Annotated in this window: 17 protein-coding genes and 2 pseudogenes; 7 read left to right on the top strand and 12 right to left on the bottom strand. The window is 35.9% G+C overall.

Annotation, left to right across the window (positions count from 1 at the left end):
- Window positions 1-18: 18 nt before the first annotated feature.
- Window positions 19-2,097, bottom strand: a complete 2,079-nt coding sequence (locus RHABOEDO_RS03215) for a UTP--glucose-1-phosphate uridylyltransferase (protein WP_215216762.1) — start codon at window positions 2,095-2,097, stop codon at window positions 19-21.
- A gap of 418 nt (window positions 2,098-2,515) precedes the next feature.
- On the opposite strand from RHABOEDO_RS03215, the gene RHABOEDO_RS03210 reads away from it, so the two are divergent.
- The 3 genes from RHABOEDO_RS03210 to truA are packed head-to-tail and all read left to right on the top strand — an operon-like array spanning window position 2,516 to window position 4,269.
- Window positions 2,516-2,776, top strand: coding sequence for an SWIB/MDM2 domain-containing protein (locus tag RHABOEDO_RS03210; protein WP_138106898.1), 261 nt, complete (start codon window positions 2,516-2,518; stop codon window positions 2,774-2,776).
- Between the two features lie 21 nt (window positions 2,777-2,797).
- A complete protein-coding gene (ispD, locus tag RHABOEDO_RS03205; RefSeq protein ID WP_220017759.1) occupies window positions 2,798-3,511 on the top strand; it encodes a 2-C-methyl-D-erythritol 4-phosphate cytidylyltransferase in 714 nt (237 codons plus the stop codon).
- Complete coding sequence (truA, locus tag RHABOEDO_RS03200; protein WP_215216764.1) at window positions 3,511-4,269, top strand: tRNA pseudouridine(38-40) synthase TruA; 759 nt, start codon at window positions 3,511-3,513, stop codon at window positions 4,267-4,269. Before ispD ends, truA begins: the two co-directional genes overlap by 1 nt.
- Before the next feature lie 32 nt (window positions 4,270-4,301).
- Here the strand turns inward: truA and RHABOEDO_RS03195 are convergent, their stop codons facing one another.
- The 5 genes and pseudogenes from RHABOEDO_RS03195 to RHABOEDO_RS03175 form a co-directional block, all read right to left on the bottom strand.
- Window positions 4,302-5,825 carry a peptide ABC transporter substrate-binding protein gene (locus RHABOEDO_RS03195; protein WP_215216765.1) on the bottom strand — a complete coding sequence of 508 codons (1,524 nt, stop codon included), beginning with the start codon at window positions 5,823-5,825 and terminating at the stop codon, window positions 4,302-4,304.
- A gap of 251 nt (window positions 5,826-6,076) precedes the next feature.
- The gene (locus tag RHABOEDO_RS03190) at window positions 6,077-6,739 is read right to left on the bottom strand and encodes an HAD family hydrolase (protein WP_215216766.1); all 663 of its coding nucleotides are present in this window, start codon (window positions 6,737-6,739) and stop codon (window positions 6,077-6,079) included.
- Between the two features lie 30 nt (window positions 6,740-6,769).
- Window positions 6,770-6,931 (bottom strand): annotated as a pseudogene (locus RHABOEDO_RS03185) (IS5/IS1182 family transposase); the annotation flags it as partial.
- A gap of 664 nt (window positions 6,932-7,595) precedes the next feature.
- On the bottom strand, window positions 7,596-8,111 hold the full coding sequence (locus RHABOEDO_RS03180; RefSeq protein WP_215216393.1) for a transposase: 516 nt from the start codon (window positions 8,109-8,111) through the stop codon (window positions 7,596-7,598).
- The gene (locus RHABOEDO_RS03175) at window positions 8,068-8,421 is read right to left on the bottom strand and encodes a transposase (protein WP_215217041.1); all 354 of its coding nucleotides are present in this window, start codon (window positions 8,419-8,421) and stop codon (window positions 8,068-8,070) included. Before RHABOEDO_RS03175 ends, RHABOEDO_RS03180 begins: the two co-directional genes overlap by 44 nt.
- A 223-nt stretch (window positions 8,422-8,644) precedes the next feature.
- Here RHABOEDO_RS03175 and RHABOEDO_RS03170 point away from each other — a divergent pair, with 223 nt between their 5' ends.
- From RHABOEDO_RS03170 to RHABOEDO_RS03155, 4 genes and pseudogenes are all read left to right on the top strand, one after another.
- Window positions 8,645-10,117 (top strand): hypothetical protein, encoded by a 1,473-nt coding sequence (locus RHABOEDO_RS03170; protein WP_215217656.1) that lies wholly within the window; start codon window positions 8,645-8,647, stop codon window positions 10,115-10,117.
- 71 nt (window positions 10,118-10,188) lie between these two features.
- Window positions 10,189-11,733: a hypothetical protein gene (locus RHABOEDO_RS03165; protein ID WP_220017758.1), complete on the top strand. Its 1,545-nt coding sequence runs from the start codon at window positions 10,189-10,191 to the stop codon at window positions 11,731-11,733.
- 317 nt (window positions 11,734-12,050) lie between these two features.
- A complete protein-coding gene (locus tag RHABOEDO_RS03160) occupies window positions 12,051-12,332 on the top strand; it encodes a transposase family protein (protein ID WP_220017869.1) in 282 nt (93 codons plus the stop codon).
- 197 nt (window positions 12,333-12,529) lie between these two features.
- Window positions 12,530-12,841: pseudogene (locus tag RHABOEDO_RS03155) on the top strand (ISAs1 family transposase); the annotation flags it as partial.
- 288 nt (window positions 12,842-13,129) lie between these two features.
- Here RHABOEDO_RS03155 and RHABOEDO_RS03150 read toward each other — a convergent pair.
- Genes RHABOEDO_RS03150 through hpf form a run of 6 tightly spaced genes read right to left on the bottom strand, consistent with a single transcriptional unit; the run spans window position 13,130 to window position 18,990 of the window.
- Window positions 13,130-13,885 (bottom strand): hypothetical protein, encoded by a 756-nt coding sequence (locus RHABOEDO_RS03150; protein WP_220017756.1) that lies wholly within the window; start codon window positions 13,883-13,885, stop codon window positions 13,130-13,132.
- 47 nt (window positions 13,886-13,932) lie between these two features.
- A complete protein-coding gene (locus RHABOEDO_RS03145; RefSeq protein ID WP_215217150.1) occupies window positions 13,933-15,642 on the bottom strand; it encodes a motility associated factor glycosyltransferase family protein in 1,710 nt (569 codons plus the stop codon).
- Window positions 15,617-16,426, bottom strand: a complete 810-nt coding sequence (locus RHABOEDO_RS03140) for a toxin-antitoxin system YwqK family antitoxin (RefSeq protein ID WP_220017755.1) — start codon at window positions 16,424-16,426, stop codon at window positions 15,617-15,619. Before RHABOEDO_RS03140 ends, RHABOEDO_RS03145 begins: the two co-directional genes overlap by 26 nt.
- Before the next feature lie 14 nt (window positions 16,427-16,440).
- Complete coding sequence (locus tag RHABOEDO_RS03135) at window positions 16,441-17,940, bottom strand: motility associated factor glycosyltransferase family protein (protein ID WP_220017754.1); 1,500 nt, start codon at window positions 17,938-17,940, stop codon at window positions 16,441-16,443.
- A complete protein-coding gene (locus tag RHABOEDO_RS03130) occupies window positions 17,931-18,392 on the bottom strand; it encodes a type I restriction enzyme HsdR N-terminal domain-containing protein (RefSeq protein ID WP_215217153.1) in 462 nt (153 codons plus the stop codon). Before RHABOEDO_RS03130 ends, RHABOEDO_RS03135 begins: the two co-directional genes overlap by 10 nt.
- Entirely contained in the window at window positions 18,370-18,990 is a 621-nt protein-coding gene (hpf, locus tag RHABOEDO_RS03125) for a ribosome hibernation-promoting factor, HPF/YfiA family (protein WP_215217154.1), read from the bottom strand. Before hpf ends, RHABOEDO_RS03130 begins: the two co-directional genes overlap by 23 nt.
- Window positions 18,991-19,055: the final 65 nt, after the last annotated feature.

Raw genomic sequence — 19,055 nt, 5'->3', positions numbered from 1 at the left:
CTAGTCTTTTTCTATCTTCTATAAACTTTCACTAAGAGCTCCTGTTTCTTGCAGAGCGATTGTATCTTCTTCTATCTTATAGTTCCATATGCCTTCAGAGGAGATAAGAGGTCTTTTCTGAAGGATCACTTGGTCTTTTTCTTGAAAGGCTTGTAGGCAAATTCCATCTTCTACTTCAATGTGGATATCTTCTGTGAATTCGACATTTTCGGCGATAAAATAAGAGTTCCCTTTTAGAGTGATTTTGCATTTTTGATGGTAAGAGATTTGATCTCTCCAATAGATATTAGAAGAGGAACGATCAATCCCTTGGTTTTTTATTCGGACGTTACTTAAACGACATCTACCGATTTGTTGGGAATAGACTAAGCGATCTTCTAAATAATGTCCTATTACACGCTCAGCCATAATGTGGAGTACTCCGTCTAAATAGAGATTTTCTAATTGTACCTCTGCTATTTCTAAACGCAGCTCGCTCCCCCAAGTCATCTGGCCAGATTGGATTTTTTGTGCAATAATCGTGTATAGAGGCCCTAGAGCAGGATGGTATTGAAACAGGATAGAAGGACCTTTAGTTATATACTCTTGATGAGAAGAGAATGCAGGTAGAGAAAAATCACATCGATTTTTTAAAAGATCGTATCCATTATACAAGATATCGTAAAAACAGCCTTCTGGTGTCTCTAATAAAGAACTTGTTTTTGTAGATTTTTTTTTTACTGTGGAAATGGTTTTATGTCTTAAGTTATAGCTTAAAAAAGAACCTAACTCTTCTATTTGAGTAGCGGAGAAACACTCAGCGATATTTTGCATCATTGACTCTAGTCTGGCAATTTCGCATTCTTCGAGATGCCCTTTTTTATTGATAAAACAGGTTTTTTTCTGATTAACAAGCATCCCGGGAATAGGACATTTCTTAGTAACTTCTTCAATAGCCTTTACATCAGCAAATAAAATATTTGTATTGGAAAAAAAACGTGAATCAGAGCTTCCCTTTTTTAAAGGAAAATCTTTCATTTGGTATTTTTCAAAATCGCAATATTCAATGTTTGTTAAGCAATATTGTTTTTTTTCATTTACACAGAGCACATTAATCCCCTCTGCAGCTTCTAATAAACGCAAACAAGAAGCAAAGCCAAACTGTTTATTTTTTTGATAACCAATCCCAGAAAACGCAAGCAGTCCATAATCCACAGAAGCTACTGGATTGTTAATCTGTCGAACCAAAATCTTGGTATATCCTTGAGAGGTAAACCAAGTAAAGATCTTTTGTTCAATGGCTGTTTTCCATAGCATTCCATGGCCACCTGGCTTTCTTAAAATGCGATTATTTTGCGTTTGTAACCACTTCCCTTGGATATTTAATGCAGGCACAAGTGGTTGTTGAAAAAAACGAAAACAAGCTTGAGAACGCCCAAACCACTTATTTTGTTCGCAGATGAATAAAACGTGAAGATGATTGTCTTTTTCTTCAGAGGTCATCATAGCAATAGGTGTTGTAAGCTGTTTACCAAATAGTTTAAAGTAAAGATACTCTTTAGCTTGAAGATCGCGAATTAATCCTTCTAATAAGCTTCTACCACAAAGTTCAAGTTTTGCAGCAGGAAGAGAAGCATGCGTTACTGGGTCCATCAACTGCAATCGGTCAGCAGCTCCCCCTACAGGATAAATTTCTGCCAAATAAGGAAGTGCATAAAGCCCTTGTAAGGTATACTTACAAGTTGAAGAGTCCTCCTGTGCTATATCAATACATTCCGGTTGCTCATAGCTCTTGTGCTCATGGGATAAAGTATGATTGGCAAACAACGATAACATCGTGGCGTGATAGCCAACTATTCCCCCAATGGATTGATAAAAAGATTCAATCGGATAGAGATCTTTTAAAAGATTTTTTATTTGATTTTTATCAAATGGGTAAAAAAGATGGCCCTGATTAATCACGAGAATGGACTTCAAGATTAGCTGATCTTTTACACTCAGCAATAGATCGATTGCTTTTGGAAGAGGTTTTTCTAATAATTTTAAGCGCTCTTGATCGCTTTTACAAGAGCTAAGCTTATTTGCTAGAACAAAAAAAATCTCTGGATCTGCTATCATTGCTATATAAAATTAGCTATAAATTAAAGAATAAGACCAAATTGCCACGATCTAGTTCTAAATTGCAAGCGATCTTTTAAGGGTAAAAATGATTTTATAGAGAAATTTTCAACTCATTTATCCACAATTAGTTGAAAAAAAAGAAACGAGAATCTTATCCTTGTGAAGGTTTTATAAAACGATTTTTTTTGACTATAAATTCCCTCTAGAGATACAACATGTCCTGCGAGGGGAAAATAGAAAATGCTCAAATTAGCTATCCAAAGTTCTCGTTCTTTGGTTTTTCCATAAGGGGTTTATAGAAAAATCGTGGTACAATGTGGTTTTCATAAGGTTATTAGGATAGAAAAATTAAACGCAGTTTTTCTAAAAAAAAGCAACTGTGGGTAATTACAGTCATTTCGATAAGGAGAAGTAAATGGCAAAAAAAAAAGAATCTAAATTTATGCAAGCGCTGCAGATTAGTGATGAATTAGCTGCAGTTATTGGCAAAGGTCCGATGCCTCGGACTGAAGTGACAAAAAAATTGTGGGAATATATTAAAAAACATAAATGTCAAGATACCAAAAATAGACGCAATATTAATCCAGATGAAAAACTTGCCAAAGTTTTTGGCGGTAAGAAATCCATTAATATGTTTGAAATGACAAAAATTGTAAGCAAACATCTCAAAAGTTAACTAAAAGACAAGCTCAAAAAAGTGCATACACTTGCACTTTTTTTGAGCTTAATTTCAAAAAATATGTATCCCACTCCTCTTATTTCAGCTATTTTGCTTGCCGGTGGAAAAGGCACAAGATTAAAAAGTGCCATACCCAAACAATTTTTACCTCTAGGTTCAAAACCGCTGGCCTTACATAGCTTTGAACTTTTAGCAAAGTCTGATCTTATTACAGAAATCATCGTGGTTTGTGAGAGCTTTTATCGACATTTATTTAACTCTAAAACTCCTGTAAAAATTGGTTTTGCTAATCCAGGATTGAGAAGACAAGATTCTGTATCCAATGGCTTAGCACAAATCACAAAAGGTTCTTTTGTCTGCATTCATGATGCCGCTCGTCCTTTTCTGCAATTAGATGATTTAAAAAAAGTGATCGAACAAGCCTTGATTCATAAAGCTGCAGCTTTAGCTATACCTGCTAAAAATACCATTAAAGAAATAGATTCTACTAGTTTTGTCAGACAAACCCTAAATCGGGAAATTCTTAGAGAAACCCTAACCCCACAGGTTATTTTACTAGATCTACTGAAGAAAGGCCTACTTGAAGCAGAAAAAAAGAAAATAGACGTCACAGATGACGTCTCTGCTATAGAATTAATGGGCCATATGGTTAAACTCGTTTCAGGCAAATCCTCAAATATAAAAATTACTAGTCCCGAAGATCTGCAATTAGCACAAAGTTTTCTAAAATAATGCATAACTATAAATTATTCATTGCTTACGAGGGGACACGTTATTCAGGCTGGCAAATACAAAAAAACGGTATATCTATTCAGGCACTGTTGGAAAAGTATTTATCCATTATTCTGCGCAGTTCTATTAAAATTATAGGATCTGGTCGTACAGATGCAGGTGTACATGCAATAGGGCAAGTTGCGCATTTTAAAACAGCAACTTCTTTTGAGTTTTCTCGCTTACTTAAATCGTTGAATGGCTTACTTCCACCTGATATCAGAGTATTGAGTATTGAAGAGGTTCCGCTTGACTTCCATGCACGCTATAGTGCAATAGGCAAGGTATACCATTACTATTTATACGTAGGCCCTGTTAAGGATCCTTTTAATTGTTTCTATGCTTACAGAGTTCCTCATCCTGTACTTTTAAATACATTAATACAAGCAGCAAAGCTTTTTATAGGCACTCATGATTTTACTTCTTTTGCAAATAAAGCTACTACAGGCTCTGCTGCAAAAAATGCAGTCCGTAGCCTTAGACGCTTATCCATCCTGCAAGAAGAAGAGTATATTCGCTTAGAGTTAGAAGCGAATGGTTTTTTATATAAAATGGTTCGTAATATTGTTGGTACATTGCTTGATATCTGTGCAGGAAAAATAGAGCTAGAAAAAATCCCCGCTATTTTCCAAGCAAAAGATCGAAGATTAGCAGGACGCGCTGCACCTGCACAAGGGCTTATATTAGCTAAGGTAGATTATGAGACAACATGTCTATAGTCTCGATCTGCTGCTCTTTTTTTGTTAAAAAGTTAACAACCTTGATCCTCAAAAGACAAGGGTAAAAGCAATCGATCTCCAGATAACGGTACTTTATACTTTAGGTTGGGGTTGATAATATATATATAATCTTCGTGATACAAAGGAATAACTGGCATTTCATTTAAGAAAATCCTTTCCGCTTGTTCTAGAATTTGAGATCTTGCATCTGATTGCTCATAAAAAGACTTATCTAATAAACGGATATATTCCTGGTTTTCCCAATTGGAATAATTTTTAATATAATCTTTATACTTAAATCTTTCTAAAACACTCATAGGATCATTATATAGAGCGTCTCTGCGCATAAAACACATGTGATAATCTCCTTTAATCAATTTATCCATAATCGTTTTAGAGTCTAAATATTCTATTTTTATGAAAATATCTAAAGCATTTAACCACTGTTGCTGGAGTTTTTGCATCAACTCATCCGCTCCAAATGTTCGAGAATAATAATAGAGAATTACAGAATCAAAAATTTCTCTACTTATCCCCAGTTCAACCATTGCCTCCTCCAGAAAAGTCTTTGCTTGAACCACGTCATTATCTTTAAAGAAAGATCGATGGCGGTTTTCTTTTAAGCAAGGAGGAACAAGATTCGTTGCGCTCATGCTTGCTTGATAGGCAATATTAATATAATCAGCCAAGATGCTTTTTTTAATACCTTTTCCAAATGACCCAATCAGCTCTTGACGATTAATTGCCAAGCCAAATGCCCTACGGATTTTAGGATGATTAAAGGGAAACTTCTCTGTATTAAGAGTAATCAATAAAGTAGAAGCCCTTGGTTTGCGAGAAATTGTCCATTTTTTTTCTAAACTAGGAACTGCATCTAAAGGGATAGAAGTTAAAGAATCACCAATTACATCAATTAAGCCTTTTTCGAACATCTGTAGTGTGATTTGATCATTCTTAATCACATTGAAAATAATTTTTTTAGGTCGCAGATCTTGTGTTTTTCGATAGTGAGGATTACTTATAGCAATGATTTGGTTTTCATGATCCCACTTTTCCAATAGATAAGGACCATTACATAAGAAGTTAAGACCTGCATGATCAGCCCAATTGGAATTCTGCCGATCATTTTTGATATTTACAGGGGAAAAAGAGGAGCAGGCAAGTAGTTTAAAAAGATAAGGAGTGGGTTTATCTAAAGTGATCCTAAGAGTTTTTGCATCTATTGCTTTGATACCTACCTCATCAAGAGGAATAAGGCCTTGTTTTGCAGCATCTGCATTTTTTATAGGAGAAAATAGATTTGATTGCAAGGAGGGAAATTTAGGATCTAGAATATCTTTCCAGGATTGTTCAAAATCATAAGCTGTCACAGGAGTGTTATTTGACCAAACCGTATCTCTTAAATGAAACGTAATCTGCAAATTATCTTCGGATAATTCATAGGATTCTGCTTGAGCAAGTTTAATAGAGCCATCTGGATAGAGTTTTACAAGTCCTTCAAAAAACAGAAAATGCATCTGAGAAGAATACTGTTCTCCTCCTTTACGAGGATCCATTGTTTTTGGTTCCGCTTTAATATTTAAGCGGAGTGTTTGAACTATTTTAGTTTGATTCAGGCTTTTAACAAATATAAAAAAAAAAAGGACGCCAGAGATAATAATTATGAGGAAAAAGGTTCTTTCCATAGAAAATAGCCTTGGGTCAATAATTCAAAAAAAACAAGAGTACTGCATTATACTATTAATTGCAAATTACAACCTTGCAATTTAATTTTCAATTAGGTCCAGAAATGTATTTTTGGAAAGAATTATATGTTTAAACAAATATGATCGATTCTATCTAGATGAATAAACCCCTTGACTCCTTCTGGACATATAGGGTTTACAAGAACAGCTTCTACTTTAGCTGCTTGCAATGCATGAATACCCTTTAATGTATCTTCAAACCCAATGATCCTCTCTTTTCTACCCAGTTGTTCTATCGCTTGTAAATAACCATCAGGAGCTGGTTTGGCTAATGGATAATCCTCACGTGTTATCCAAAGAGGGATGACATTTAAAATAGGAAGAGTTTTGCGAATAGGCTCTACTTGAGAGAGCGCAGAGTTTGTTACAACTGCAGATAGCGTATTACTCATAGCTAATGCTTGTAAAAGAGCATGAACTCCCGGCATAAGCTTTAAAATAGTGGTTTTTAGTAACTCTTGATAAATCTCTTTTTTTTCTTGATATAGTACCTCTTTTGATTTTTTTTTTAATAAAGTAGGAAATTCTTTTTGAAACGCTTTCCAAATTCCAAATGCACTTGAATGCGCTTCTTGGCAGAAACGAACAAAGTCCCAATTCAGACAAATCTCATTCTTAGAACACATTTCCCTATATGCAAGAAAATGCAAGGGTTCTGTGTCTACAAGCAGACCATCAAAGTCAAAGAGAATAATATCGTAAGAATCAAATAATTTTTTAAACATGTTTATTAGAGCTGTTGCATAACCTGAATTTTAAAGCGCCCAATTATAGCTTCCTGCTATAAGATTAAATCTTAAGCAAAAGCATCTCCGTCGATTTCTATATCGATCTACTATGATTTTAAAACGCTTAAGCATCCCGATTACATTTTCATTAATTACGCGTTCTTTGGCAAGGGATTGTTGTTTTTTCTTTTAGGCATATTTGTATGGGAATGAATCTTTTGCAGCCGATTGAATTTTTCTCATTGATTGAGTTATAAACCTTAGCCCTATGCAACCTGAAGCGAACTTTTTAACAAGAAATCAAAAAGACATCCTTAAGGCTCGTCATTGCCATGAACGGGATAAATCGTTGCAAATTACCTAAAAACATCCAGAGTAGAAATCAAATTCTTGCCTCCTTAATTCTCCTGATCTCAATCTGATTGAACGCCTTTGGCGACTCATGAATAAATAAAGTTCACAATAATCGGTATTATGAAAAATTTTTAAATTTCAAGACGGCAATTTATGCCTTTTTTGAAAACATTCCTAAATATCGGGAAGAACTGCAGCAATAAAGTGGATTGATAAGCAGCACGGTCCTCTATAGAGAGTACGTAATGTTTCCTTTGATGCTAAATGTTTATAGTATACACCATTATACTTTGGGACTAAACATGTAGCCTATTTCAGGTAATTATACAATTTGCAGTTTTCAAATTCTGTATATCTCTCTTTTGCTCTATAAAGAGCTTAATATAAATTAATGTATTATTTAAACACAATTATGTTAAAATAAATAATATAAAAATAACTCACTTAATAAGTAATAGTAATACTTAAAAACAAAGGTTGAACCTATCTTGAATTAAATTTACTGTTTTAAAGATACTTGCCGACTTAAGAAATTCATCCAATATCCCAGTAGTCCAAACATTAATAGTCCGTTCCAATATATTGCCTTTCTTTCCCAGCGCACTGTAAGACGACGGAAGCATGTCTTTAACCAAGAAATCGTTCTCTCAACGACCCAACGTTGCTTTTCAAGGTAGCAAATGCCTTTTATCTTATATCCCTTAGTGTTTCTTTTCCGAGCTATCAGAGGAAAAACCTCATGGGAAAGAACATCGATACGTGTTTGCTCTGAGTCATAACCTTTATCTGCTTCAAGTATGGGTACTTTTCCCTGATTCCATGCTTTTTTAATGAAGGGAATGACTTTCCTAAGCAGAGGGATCACTTGTTTTTTCTCATCCCCGGATGCTGATGTAAAAGTGATTGCAAGAGGCTTTCCTGATTTTTCTACCAGTAAATGCGATGTCACGCCTTTACCTTTGTAGCCATAATCAACTTGCTCTCCTCCTCCGCGTCCGCTGGAAAAAAAAACCATCTACAGAGAGTCTCTGGGCATCAATACACCCCAGCTGTTCGGCAAGCTTAAGCAGCTCTTCTAAAAATTGATCTAAAAATCCAGCAGATTGCATTCTTCCAAGCCATGCGTGTGCTGTTGAGGGATGAGAAAACTCCTTGTTTCTAGGTGCATCTTTCCAAGGAGCTCCTGTCCGAAGCACCCAGAAAATAGTATTCACTACAGGTCTCCATGGCGCTAATTTTCTTCCATAATGGTTACGATTTACCCATTTTTCCATTTGAGGTTCGAGTATTTTAAACTGTTCTTCATTTAATCCTTGCTTGCTCATGTCATCTGTCTTTAGTTAAAAAATAAAAAGATCTGGTATCATAGCGAAAATTTATATTCAATTCAAGATAGGTTCTTGTGTGCAATTAGAGAACTCTTTATAGTTATGAATAGTTTAAAACTTACGCGGTTCTTTAAAAACAGCTTTTTTTGTAAAAGTAAAAGACTCAAACGATTATTCATTAGAAATGAACAAACCGAAATTAAAAACGAGAAAAGATATTATGACACCTTTAGATTCACACTCAACGATTCAATTTGAGAAGTTTATTAAAAGCTCTTCATTAGTCGATCGCTATAATCTTTATATCAAACAGCCTACCAGTTCCAGTTACCGGGAAAGAAAATTACTGTTAGAATTTTTTTCTGGTTTTGTAATCAAAAAGGCACTCCCAAACACGACATTTACGTTCGATCAACAACAAGAGGGGAAAAAAATTAATGATAAGGAATTTAAACATATGATGAAACCTATCATTAAAAACCATGCATCTGTTTCACCTGGGTTAAAAATTTATCTGAATAATAATGAGATCAGTGATACAAGCATCGATTTTTTAGTAAAAGACATGATTAATCCACATAAAACCCCAGAAGATTTTTTTTTGGGGCTTGCGAACAATAAGATTACAGTTAAAGGTGGCGAGATAATCCATCAAGCGCTTATCAAAGATCTTAACTTACGCTGCGAATTGCCTAATTTTGATGTAAAGAGTAACGAATTGGAGACACATGCAGACAAACTGGCAGAACAGATCATCCGTCAATCACAAAGAAATTCAAATTTCTATAATTTAGAAAAAAGCGTAGACGGAATTACCAAGCAATTAGATGAACTTTACGATCAGAGCGCCTCAGAGGAGGGATATGAAGAAAAATGTATGCGGGAAATGACGAATTTAGTCAAGTTAAAATCAGAAGATTATATTGCTATGTGGACAAATCAGATGGAACAAAAAAATTCTTTGTTGTCCCAAAAAAAAGGAAAAGATAAGCTATCTGCAGAAAGGCAAGCAATAAATATTCAAGAAAATCACATCGGCAAAATTAATTCTAAAATAGCCAAGGCAGAAAGCAAGCTGCATAGAAACCTTAATATTTTACCAAAAAATACTCGTGATATACATTTAGGGACATTAAATAGACACCTCTCAGAATTTAATGAAAATTTAAAAATCCTCAGAGGCGAAGTGAATGAAGAAACTTCAACATTCGCTTCAAATAATCCGCCTATTCAACCGATTGGTAGTAATATAAGCAAGATAGGAACCTTGGGGAGAGAGTTAATTGGTGAACTTGATGAAAGATTACAAAAAATAAACAAAGAAACGTTGGCAAAAGCTAATAAAAATAACGGCCCAACAAAGATTCTTCATCATGAAACAAACTCTAATGTCAGAACAAATCCTAAAGACAGTGCTGGATGTGCTTCTTTCTTGCATGAAAATTATCGAAGCAACCCTCTCATAGCATCTGTGGGAATCGGTTGTATTTCCAATAATGAAGCAAGACCTCTAGCGCTTGTTAAAAAAACTGCAGATGGTTATAACCAATCGCTTTTTAGACAAGAGCAGCGGGCAAATCCATTGGGTTTATTCGGTACAACAGCGAATATGCCCACCAACAACGCTGTGGAAGAAGAAGAGCAATTATCCAATAAATCAAGACTAAAAAACAAACAGCACTTAACGACTTAACCGACGTCATTTAAAAATAAACTTTCAACGTAAAGGAAAAATCCAACAACATGCTAAACTCCCGATCTGTTATGGATCCTACGCCAAGAAGATCCCATAAACACATGTCCCAAGAAGGATTAAATGCCTCGCATATCCAAAAAGAATACGATACCCAGCTTAACGCCTTAAAAGCTAATATCCAAGAAGAGTCAAGTTGTTTTATGGGGGATCAGCTTATGCCACAATGTGCAGCTTCTATGCATAAGGAATTTGAATCGTTGAAATACTACGCAAATCAGATGCTAGAACTAATAAAACAACGTGATAATCTCAGGATTGTTCCTTATGAACAACGCTATAAAATAGCCTTACAACAAACTTCTTATCCTGATAAGGAATTTGAATATAAGGAGTTTAAATGTCTCGAACAAGCCTTAGATAATACAGCACTCGTCGACGCATTTCCTCAAGAAGCTACTTCATTTAAGGTAGGCATACTCTATCACCTGCGTTTAAAGGGTCTCGTTGATGAACGAACAGGAACTTACTCCCTTGTCATCCGAGAAAATTTCGTCACGGATAGTTGTAAATTATCTATTGAGAAAGAGAAAATCAGTCTGGTGTCCGGATGGAAATTAGCTAAAAATGTTTATAACCGATTAATGAATGAAGCTGATGAAAGTTCTAAAACAGCCTTTCAAAAATCCTGTGAGCGCTTCGAACGACTCTCCTTCTTAGAGAAAGAAACAGTAGAAATTTCAGACAGGTTAGCGAAATTAAAAACCAATAGCTTGGAGAACATCGATGATCTGGAAGCAGAGGATTTAGCTACTTCTTTACCCAAAGTACCTAGTAGCCACTCCATTGAAACATTGACAGAGAACAAAAAAGACCAACTTTCTGAACTAGATGATTCGAATAATAGATATTTACATTTTCCCCTAGAGGGAATAATGTTCAACCAGTTAGAATTGGGAATTCCGCCTCATAAAAGACAAACAATAGAACTTTGTTATATCCGGCCTACTTGTTTAGAAACCTTTATGCAGGCATGCTTGTCAAAAGTAGAGAAAGAATTTGATAGTGGTCGATTAAGAACAGAAAGGAATAAGTTTATTATAGCTCTAGCTAAAATTGCCTCTGAGGCACGCCAAGCTATGGAGGATGAGATGTTGGGGCGTACGATTGATGCTCATGAATCTTATGCATCCTATGATGCAAAGCCAGAAAACAGTATGAGAAAAATCAAGGATATTTATAAAGGATATCAAAAAGAGCAGGAAAAAATCAATGACTGCTCTTTACAAGGAAAAAAACTTACTGAAACTTTTATTGCCCATACAGAAAAGCAATTATTTTCTTCTGAACAAAAGAAAGAATTGATAGACGAATGGGAACGGTTTAAAATTTTTTTATATTGTATTAATGATCCTGCAGATGCAAGATTGTATGGACCTTCCAAAGAAGCCAAAGCGCTATGCAGAGTGCAAAAAGATAAGTTAAAACAAACTCATCCTCCAGAAAAAGCACTACAAACAAAAGAAAATCTTATAGAAAGAAAGTTGAAAAAGTTATCTGCGACAAAATACCATAAGCCTGGTATGCTCTCGCGTTTATTGATAGGGTTTTCTTAGCTTGCCTAAAAAGCAGCTATACTATCGGCATTCACTTTATCGGCTTGTTGGTAAACAACTTGATGAAACCGTCACCAGTTCTAACCGAAATGCAACAAAGTAACTAAACTTTATACTTTTGGAGTAAACTAGTCGATGGATAAATACTTTAACCATATCACTAAAGAAGATAGACTATTAATAAGCCACCTATTAAAGATCAGGGCCAACGCATGAAGATTTTGCTTGATAATTGAGAGATAAAAAATGATTCTGGCTCCTTTTTCATAAGGAGTATAAAATGGAAGGATTCATTCATTCTTCATCTATTATGATGCATTTTTCGAAATTACCAGACCCAAGAAAGGCGCGCAATCAACTATAATAGCCTTCATGATATTATCAGCACATCTATCCTAGCCATGCTATGTGGACAAGATGATTACATGGGCTTTAGCTTGTGGACACAGATGAACCTCGATTGGTTACAATCTGTTAATATCTGCAAATATGGAGCTGCTTCTCATGATACCTATGAGAGGTTTTTTGCCTTTTTAAATCCTCATTCGTTCCGTACATGTTTTATGCATTCAAGACCACTTACATGCAGAAGCTCATAACTTTTTTGAACAAGCACAGGACGTTATACCGGAAGAAGCTAGCTGTGATTATTGGCGGTCTGAAAAATGTAATCGAGGACGTAGTGAGATAAGAGAAGTATGGGCGACTGAGAAATTAGATTGGTTACCTCAGCGTCAGATTTGGAAGAAGCTGCATAGCTTGATATGCGTAAAAGTACAGAAGAAATCGCAAGAGAGGAATAGCTGTGAAATTCGGTATTTTAAGTCTACCTGCTAATGCAGAACGTCTTGCAAAGGAAGTGCGTAATCACTGGAGCATCGAAAACAAATTGCATTGGCAACTTGATGTTAATTTCCGAGAGGATTTAAGTCGTGTTAGAAAAGGAAATGGAGCTGAAAATCTATCTATAGTTCGACGGGCTACTTTGAATCTTTTACAAAAAGATAAGACAAGCAAGGTCAGTTTACATAAACGGCGCTTCATTGCATCATGTCGTAAAGATTATTTATTAGATCTGGTAGGTGCAAAGGAAATTCTTCATGCGTAAGCCCTGTATTAAAGATATGCCAGTTTAATTTAAGATCTCATGTACAGGCCATAATTGCACACAAAGAAGGGGTTGCTCCTAATTTTTTTTGCTCTTTAATGAGCGGTTTTGAGATTTTAAAAAAATCTCTTCATATTGGAGAGTTTAACCTACTTCGTTTAAGGGGTAACCCCTTCTTTGTGTGCAATTATGGCCTGTATATTGTCATAAATAGGATCTGCTTTGCAGGCCGTATTTACCAGAATTAAGGCTATTGCTAATCCTAGACATCTTAGTTTCTCCAAGAAATTAATAACGCCTAAATCCCTTAAAAGCTTTAGGCCAACTGTAAATGACTCTTTCTTTCGCTTCTTTATCATAACGGACTTGGATACAGATATAAGGATATTTGTGTTGATTGTCATAATCACGTCCTTCTTTTCTTTGATAGAGTTGAATCAAGATTTCTTTATTGTACCATGCAGGGACAGATACATCTAAATGATGATAGGATCTTTCAAATTCTAGATACTCTTGTTGGGTATATGAAGGGTTCTCCTGATAATATTGTTGTAAAATAGCAATGATTTTTTCCGGATACTCTTGCATCCCCTCTACATAAAAATCCACTTCTGCACCAATCATGTGTTTGGAAGTAGAATTCAAGCTATCGGCATAAGTATTGTGAGCAGGACAGCGATGCCCACAGGTAATAATTACTTTAGAGCGAGTTTTTTCTTGTACGAAGTTCAAAAGATCGATCAAAATAGGATAGATAAATTCTTTGCCTTGATGTATAGGAAGAGAATGTGTGTGACACCCGCCGCAATCAAAGTAGGTTTGATTTTCTTCAATTCGTGGAGGATTGAATCCTGAACCCTTACAGCGAAAATACTCTTTAGAGATCTTTATTTGCTGTCCTACATATCCCTTTTCCCAAGGATAAGGCTCTCTTATTCTATGTTTGGGAATATCGATCTGATAATGATACTCATCATGGTTGCGGTGAATAAATTCACCCTTAGCATTTAGTCTGCGCAGTTTTTTCTGCTCTGATTGCTCCATACCAGAGCAGCCTATCAAAAATAATAAGAAAATGACTTGTTTCATCCTTATCCCATAAGATTTTGCTCAATCACATGTTCTAAGACCTCTTTCCAACTGGTATATTTTTCTAGGAAATGTTTAAGCATTTCTTTATCACTTCTCTTTCGTTTTTCGCAAGGATCTAATAGGCGATCAAGCGTTGAATCTAAAAAAGGAAATAAAGCATTTAGAGCCAGTTCCTCTTGAAAATCAAATTCTAAGAGAGTCATTTTAGCTGTGGGTATACTTACCTCTTGTGCAAAAGCTTGATGGGTTATTTTTAACATACGTAGTGTCATTTCTTGTAAGCGTAAAATGCTCGAACAAAGTTTTTCCTTTTCAGATGCAATGGCTTCGCTAAAACGGAGATCTAATTGATAGAGCTGCATTTTTTGATGAATAGCAGCATGTAGGTCGATGGGTTTCCAATCCATAGAAACCTCTTCTAATGAAGAGTTTTCTATGTCTTTAAACCCAAGGCCACTTGTCGCATTGATAAATCGGCAACTTTTATGTTTTTTAGCAAAAGAAGCAATGCATTCTGATTCCATTATCCACTTTACCGTGGTGTAAACAAGTTCACCTTTAACATTCTTTCGGCGCAAAAGCTTTTCTGAGGCTTGTGTATTCTCTTGCAGCATTTTAGGATCGATAGCGGAATGAGATACTACTTTTTCTGCATATTTTTGCATACCGGTATACGATAGATCTACCCCGATAAAAACAATGGGATTACAACCCATTTCTGCAGCAAAGGCTAGGCTAAGGGTAGTTACAGATAAAGCTTCCATCCCTAGATCAGGTCCCACTGCTTGATGATTTATCCCAAGCAGATTTTCAAAATGTTTTTCACAGATACCTCCTGTATCAGAAACAAGATACCCCATCTGCCCATTACACGTATTCCAAATATCTGGATGCACTCTGGTTGCATAAATGAGCGGGGTTTCATATGCAGATGCCGTTTTTAATCTTTCAAATTCTTCAAAATTAGGATCAGCTGCTATATTTAGATGTGGAGTTATACCTTGATTACTCAAAGCAGTAATGGCTGAGCCTCCTGCCAGAATCAGCGCGCGATCTTGCAAATTCTTCAAGGGCTCTATTGCATCTAATAAAGAAGGACCTGCTCCACAAATAATTGCAGGAACATTTACAAATTGCCCTTGAAATCGATTAGCTAAAAAAGAATGAGGCCACTTAGAGATATTCCTCATGAGATTTGCTAGCATGTGATGAGCTTTTAGAATCTCTGTCGTGCCTGCATGTACAACAGTTGTAATCCTTAAGAGTTGTAGACACAGCTGTTCAAACTGAGGTTTTCTGCGATAAGACTTGGTCGCTTGGATAAAAACATGTTCTAATGGATAGTTAGATACAATCTCTTCTAATTTTTTTGCATAAGGCTCTTCTAGATAGGATAGAAACATTTGACTATCTTGAAGGATTTGCTCACTGTAAGTAGAAGATAAAAATCTCTCTATTGCACTGAGCGAATCCTCTAAGAAAACCACTCTTCTTGTTTTTTCTTCCAAGACCCATTTTTTTAGACTAGGATAAGCACTAGACCCACCAATTCCATAAATATACAAAACCTCAACAGCTTTAAACTCTGGGATAAACTCCTCTTCGGGCAAAGCTTCGCAAGAGCTGGAGAAATTCAATAAAAAAACAAGCTCCGGATATCTTTCGCTTAAAAGATCTAAAGAACTATTTCCAACAAAGCTTTTTCCCATCCCATATCCCCTCTTTTGAAGTAGTCATTTGTGCATTGCAGTAGGTTTTTTCTATATAATTGCAGTCAGATGTATAAATCCCTTCTAGTATTAGCTGTCCTTTTTGATCCCAACGTTTACGATCATAGCGCTTTGGTGTATGGAAAACTTTTTCCTCACGCAAAATTTGATTACAGAAAAAATGACGATGCACTCCTATGGATTCTCCTTTTTCATAACAACCCTCATCTATAAGAACCTGCTCTTCATTCCAAAGCCGATCCCAGCCATGTTTTTGTCCATTTTGATAATCAATGGATCTTTTTAGCCAACCTGATTCCCAAAAAAGACGCACCTGCCCATCTAATTGATGCAAGCGATAAGGTATGTGGCTTTTGATACCACCTGTTTCATAGAAATACTCCTGCAAACCTTCGGGTTTTCCGTCTACAAACCTTTGTATACTCGCTGGTTTTTGAGAATAGTAAAAATAACGCGTTTTCCCTACTTTTTTACCCAAATAGTACCAGCTCTTTGTGAGAATTTGCCCTTGAGGGCTAAAAAAAGTAGAGGGTCCATGTAAAAAACCTTGATCGTAAAACAAAATGGCTTGGCAGGTTTTATCTTCAAAAAACCAACGACACTCTCCTTGTTGCTTCCCTTCATGGATCAAATAAGCCTGGGTATTTGTTAGAACCAGATTTGGTGATTCAAGAGATTGAGGAAGATAAGGACAGAAATGTTCATGTTGAACATCCAATCCCAATTCTTCATCATATATAATTAGCTTCTCTTGAGTGAACACATAGTTTTCTTTTATCATATTTTTAAACTCTTGAAAGTAGACAAATGGATTTCAACTGCTTTTTTAAAAAATAAATGCTGATGCAGAACTCTTGTGGGAAGATGTTCTTCTTGTCTTAAAATAGGCCATTTCCAAATTTCCCAAAGCGGCAGCAAAAGCTTCTGTACACAAATATTTTGCGCTAAATCAGATTCTAATAGAGCAAGCTCTCCTGTTTCCAAAATAGAGTGGGGGTAATGCTTTTCCCATAGTTTTAGCAATTGATCGCATAGATCAAGCGCTTCTGTAAAGCTATTACTCAATTTATGCAAAACAGCTCGTACGCTTTCTTGGGTAATTTCAGATCTAGCTGCTCGAGCTGTTAGTGCGTAACTAAAAGAGGTGGTATCAAAAGCGCTTGGCAATGAAACTTGTTCTAAAGGAAGGTATTTGACATGTGCTAAAGGCATTGCTTCTTGATCGGTATATATCCATTTGATTTCTTTATTCTTTTCAGCAAATTGATCTAACCAAGAAGCGCTTGCTAACCAATCTGGTTTTGAGATTCTCTTTTCTTTCTTTGCATTGATACACTCCACCCAATTTCCCTGGTCTGCTTGCATACCTGCTGCGTATACTTGATTTTCTGGAGAACAAAAGTCCATACCTACACAAATAATGGGATTACATCCCAAATGGGCTGCAATCAATGCGCAAAAATTAGCTGCTGTAAACCCGCTATCCATTAATGGATAATTAAGGCCTAACTCTTGATAGATCCATTTTTCTAAAGGATAATTAGCTGAATCGGGCATCCATATTTTTTGGCCATGTAAAAAAGCAAGCTGTCTAGAAGAGATCCTAGACTGGTAAAAATAGGGCGTTTCATAGCCTGTTTGTGTTAAATATCGACTAGGAGGAGGATCTGGATCAAAAGCTACCCCGAAGTGCGGATAAACCCCTTGCGTTTCTAAAGCACACATAGCAGAACCTGCGCCAAATAACAAAGCTCTCTCTTGCGCTTGAATCAGCGTGGGTATTTGTCCATCTAATGATGGGCCCGCTCCACAAATGATTGCGGGTACATTTTGACAGCAATTTTCTAAAGATTTTCCAAGAAGAGACACCGGTATTTGGCCTATGTTTTGTAATAGGTTAGCTATGATAACCTCTCCTAGGTCGCGGAAATCAGAAATCAAGAGATACACTTGGATATGCATCTCTTCGAGCATTTTGGAGAAGATACGCTCTTCTTCATCTATAGCTACTTGAGTCAAACGTAAAAGACAAAACTCCCAGACAATTCTATGACATAAACTAGCATTAGAATCCCAATGATACAATCTAATTTGTGGATTTTGCCATTGAACTTTCGCTTGTAAAAAAGCCTGCAAATTTTTTTCTATACAAACTAAAAACCTTTTGGGGTTTTCTAAAAGCCATTTATCTAAACGAGGAAGTAAATTTACATCAAATACAGATAAAACATCCGTATCACAAGATTCTAAATGATCCAGACTATTTACTATTTGCAACATGCAATTAAATCCTGATAGGAAGGTAATCCTTCTTTTATAACCATTTCATTTGAATCTACATCTAAATACTTAAACAAAATACCTTCTTGATTTGCTACAGCGACAAAGGGAGCTTTCACCCAATAATTATATCCACTTACCTGACTTAAAGCCTGCTTTCTCTCCCCACTTCTCTTACATTCAATCAGCAATAAAGGCAGGAGCTGATCATGCCTAGGAAAATAGCATAAAATATCAAGACGCCTTTTTGGTACACGCTTTCCTTGAAGGTGAGGCAATTCGCTAAGTGCTTTTTCCACGACGACGTATTCCTTAGGAAAAAAGAGTTCTTCAATCAGAACATGTAATAATTTTTGTCTGATTTTTTCTTCAGGCGTTGCTCGAATAGCAACGCCACGCATCTTGTCGATAAGCCAAGGCTTATCATTATTCGGGTCGGATAAGGCCATAATGACCGTCCTTACGACGATAGAGAACTTTTAATTTACGATCTTCTTCTGAGCGAAAAATTAAAAACTGATCTTGTGAGAGGTCTATTTTCATAAGAGCCTCTTCTGTATTAAGTGTCTTAAGAGGTTTCACTTTTGTGTCAATAATCATGGGAGGCAAAAGAGCTTGTATTTCCCTTTCTCGGTTTTCCTCTTCTATCTCTGCATTAATTTGATCTACTTCAGATTTTTTAAAGATATCTACCACCATATCTACTGTTGTAGATACTTTTTGATGATGATCTCGAATCTTATCTTTATACCGACGGATTAAAGTATGTAATCGATCAATTGCTCGATCAATGGAAACATACATATCTGTACTTGTAGCTTGTGCTTTAATCTTAAGATGATCGAGTTTGACTATTAATACACAGGTATGTTCAACCTTATGAACTTCTAATGTAACATGTAGACGCAAGATGTGATTATGCAAACGTTCAATTTTGGAGAGTTTATTCCAAATGTGGTTTTTTATCGAATCGGTTACTTGAACCTGGCGCCCGATAATATCAATACGGTAACCAAGATCTTGTTCAAATTTGTTTTTGTCGTTCATAATACCTCTTATGCTGTTAAACCGATTGCATTTCGATTATACTCCTATCAAGCCAAAATGATCAA

Source organism: Candidatus Rhabdochlamydia oedothoracis (assembly GCF_019453995.1).
In the GTDB taxonomy this organism is placed as follows: domain Bacteria; phylum Chlamydiota; class Chlamydiia; order Chlamydiales; family Rhabdochlamydiaceae; genus Rhabdochlamydia; species Rhabdochlamydia oedothoracis.
Note: the sequence above shows the minus strand (reverse complement) of the source record. Positions and strands in the feature narration are given on the sequence as shown.

Bases quoted from the DNA above. Each gene is read 5' to 3' on its own strand.
- RHABOEDO_RS03215 (WP_215216762.1), bottom strand. From the start codon at position 2,097: ATGATAGCAGATCCAGAGATTTTTTTTGTTCTAGCAAATAAGCTTAGC.
- RHABOEDO_RS03180 (WP_215216393.1), bottom strand. From the start codon at position 8,111: ATGGTTTTTTTTTCCAGCGGACGCGGAGGAGGAGAGCAAGTTGATTAT.
- RHABOEDO_RS03165 (WP_220017758.1), top strand. From the start codon at position 10,189: ATGGATCCTACGCCAAGAAGATCCCATAAACACATGTCCCAAGAAGGA.
- RHABOEDO_RS03150 (WP_220017756.1), bottom strand. From the start codon at position 13,885: ATGGAGCAATCAGAGCAGAAAAAACTGCGCAGACTAAATGCTAAGGGT.
- hpf (WP_215217154.1), bottom strand. From the start codon at position 18,990: ATGAACGACAAAAACAAATTTGAACAAGATCTTGGTTACCGTATTGAT.
- RHABOEDO_RS03175 (WP_215217041.1), bottom strand. From the start codon at position 8,421: ATGAGCAAGCAAGGATTAAATGAAGAACAGTTTAAAATACTCGAACCT.
- RHABOEDO_RS03190 (WP_215216766.1), bottom strand. From the start codon at position 6,739: ATGTTTAAAAAATTATTTGATTCTTACGATATTATTCTCTTTGACTTT.
- RHABOEDO_RS03145 (WP_215217150.1), bottom strand. From the start codon at position 15,642: ATGGGAAAAAGCTTTGTTGGAAATAGTTCTTTAGATCTTTTAAGCGAA.
- RHABOEDO_RS03130 (WP_215217153.1), bottom strand. From the start codon at position 18,392: ATGGCCTTATCCGACCCGAATAATGATAAGCCTTGGCTTATCGACAAG.
- RHABOEDO_RS03170 (WP_215217656.1), top strand. From the start codon at position 8,645: ATGACACCTTTAGATTCACACTCAACGATTCAATTTGAGAAGTTTATT.
- RHABOEDO_RS03210 (WP_138106898.1), top strand. From the start codon at position 2,516: ATGGCAAAAAAAAAAGAATCTAAATTTATGCAAGCGCTGCAGATTAGT.
- truA (WP_215216764.1), top strand. From the start codon at position 3,511: ATGCATAACTATAAATTATTCATTGCTTACGAGGGGACACGTTATTCA.
- RHABOEDO_RS03195 (WP_215216765.1), bottom strand. From the start codon at position 5,825: ATGGATCCTCGTAAAGGAGGAGAACAGTATTCTTCTCAGATGCATTTT.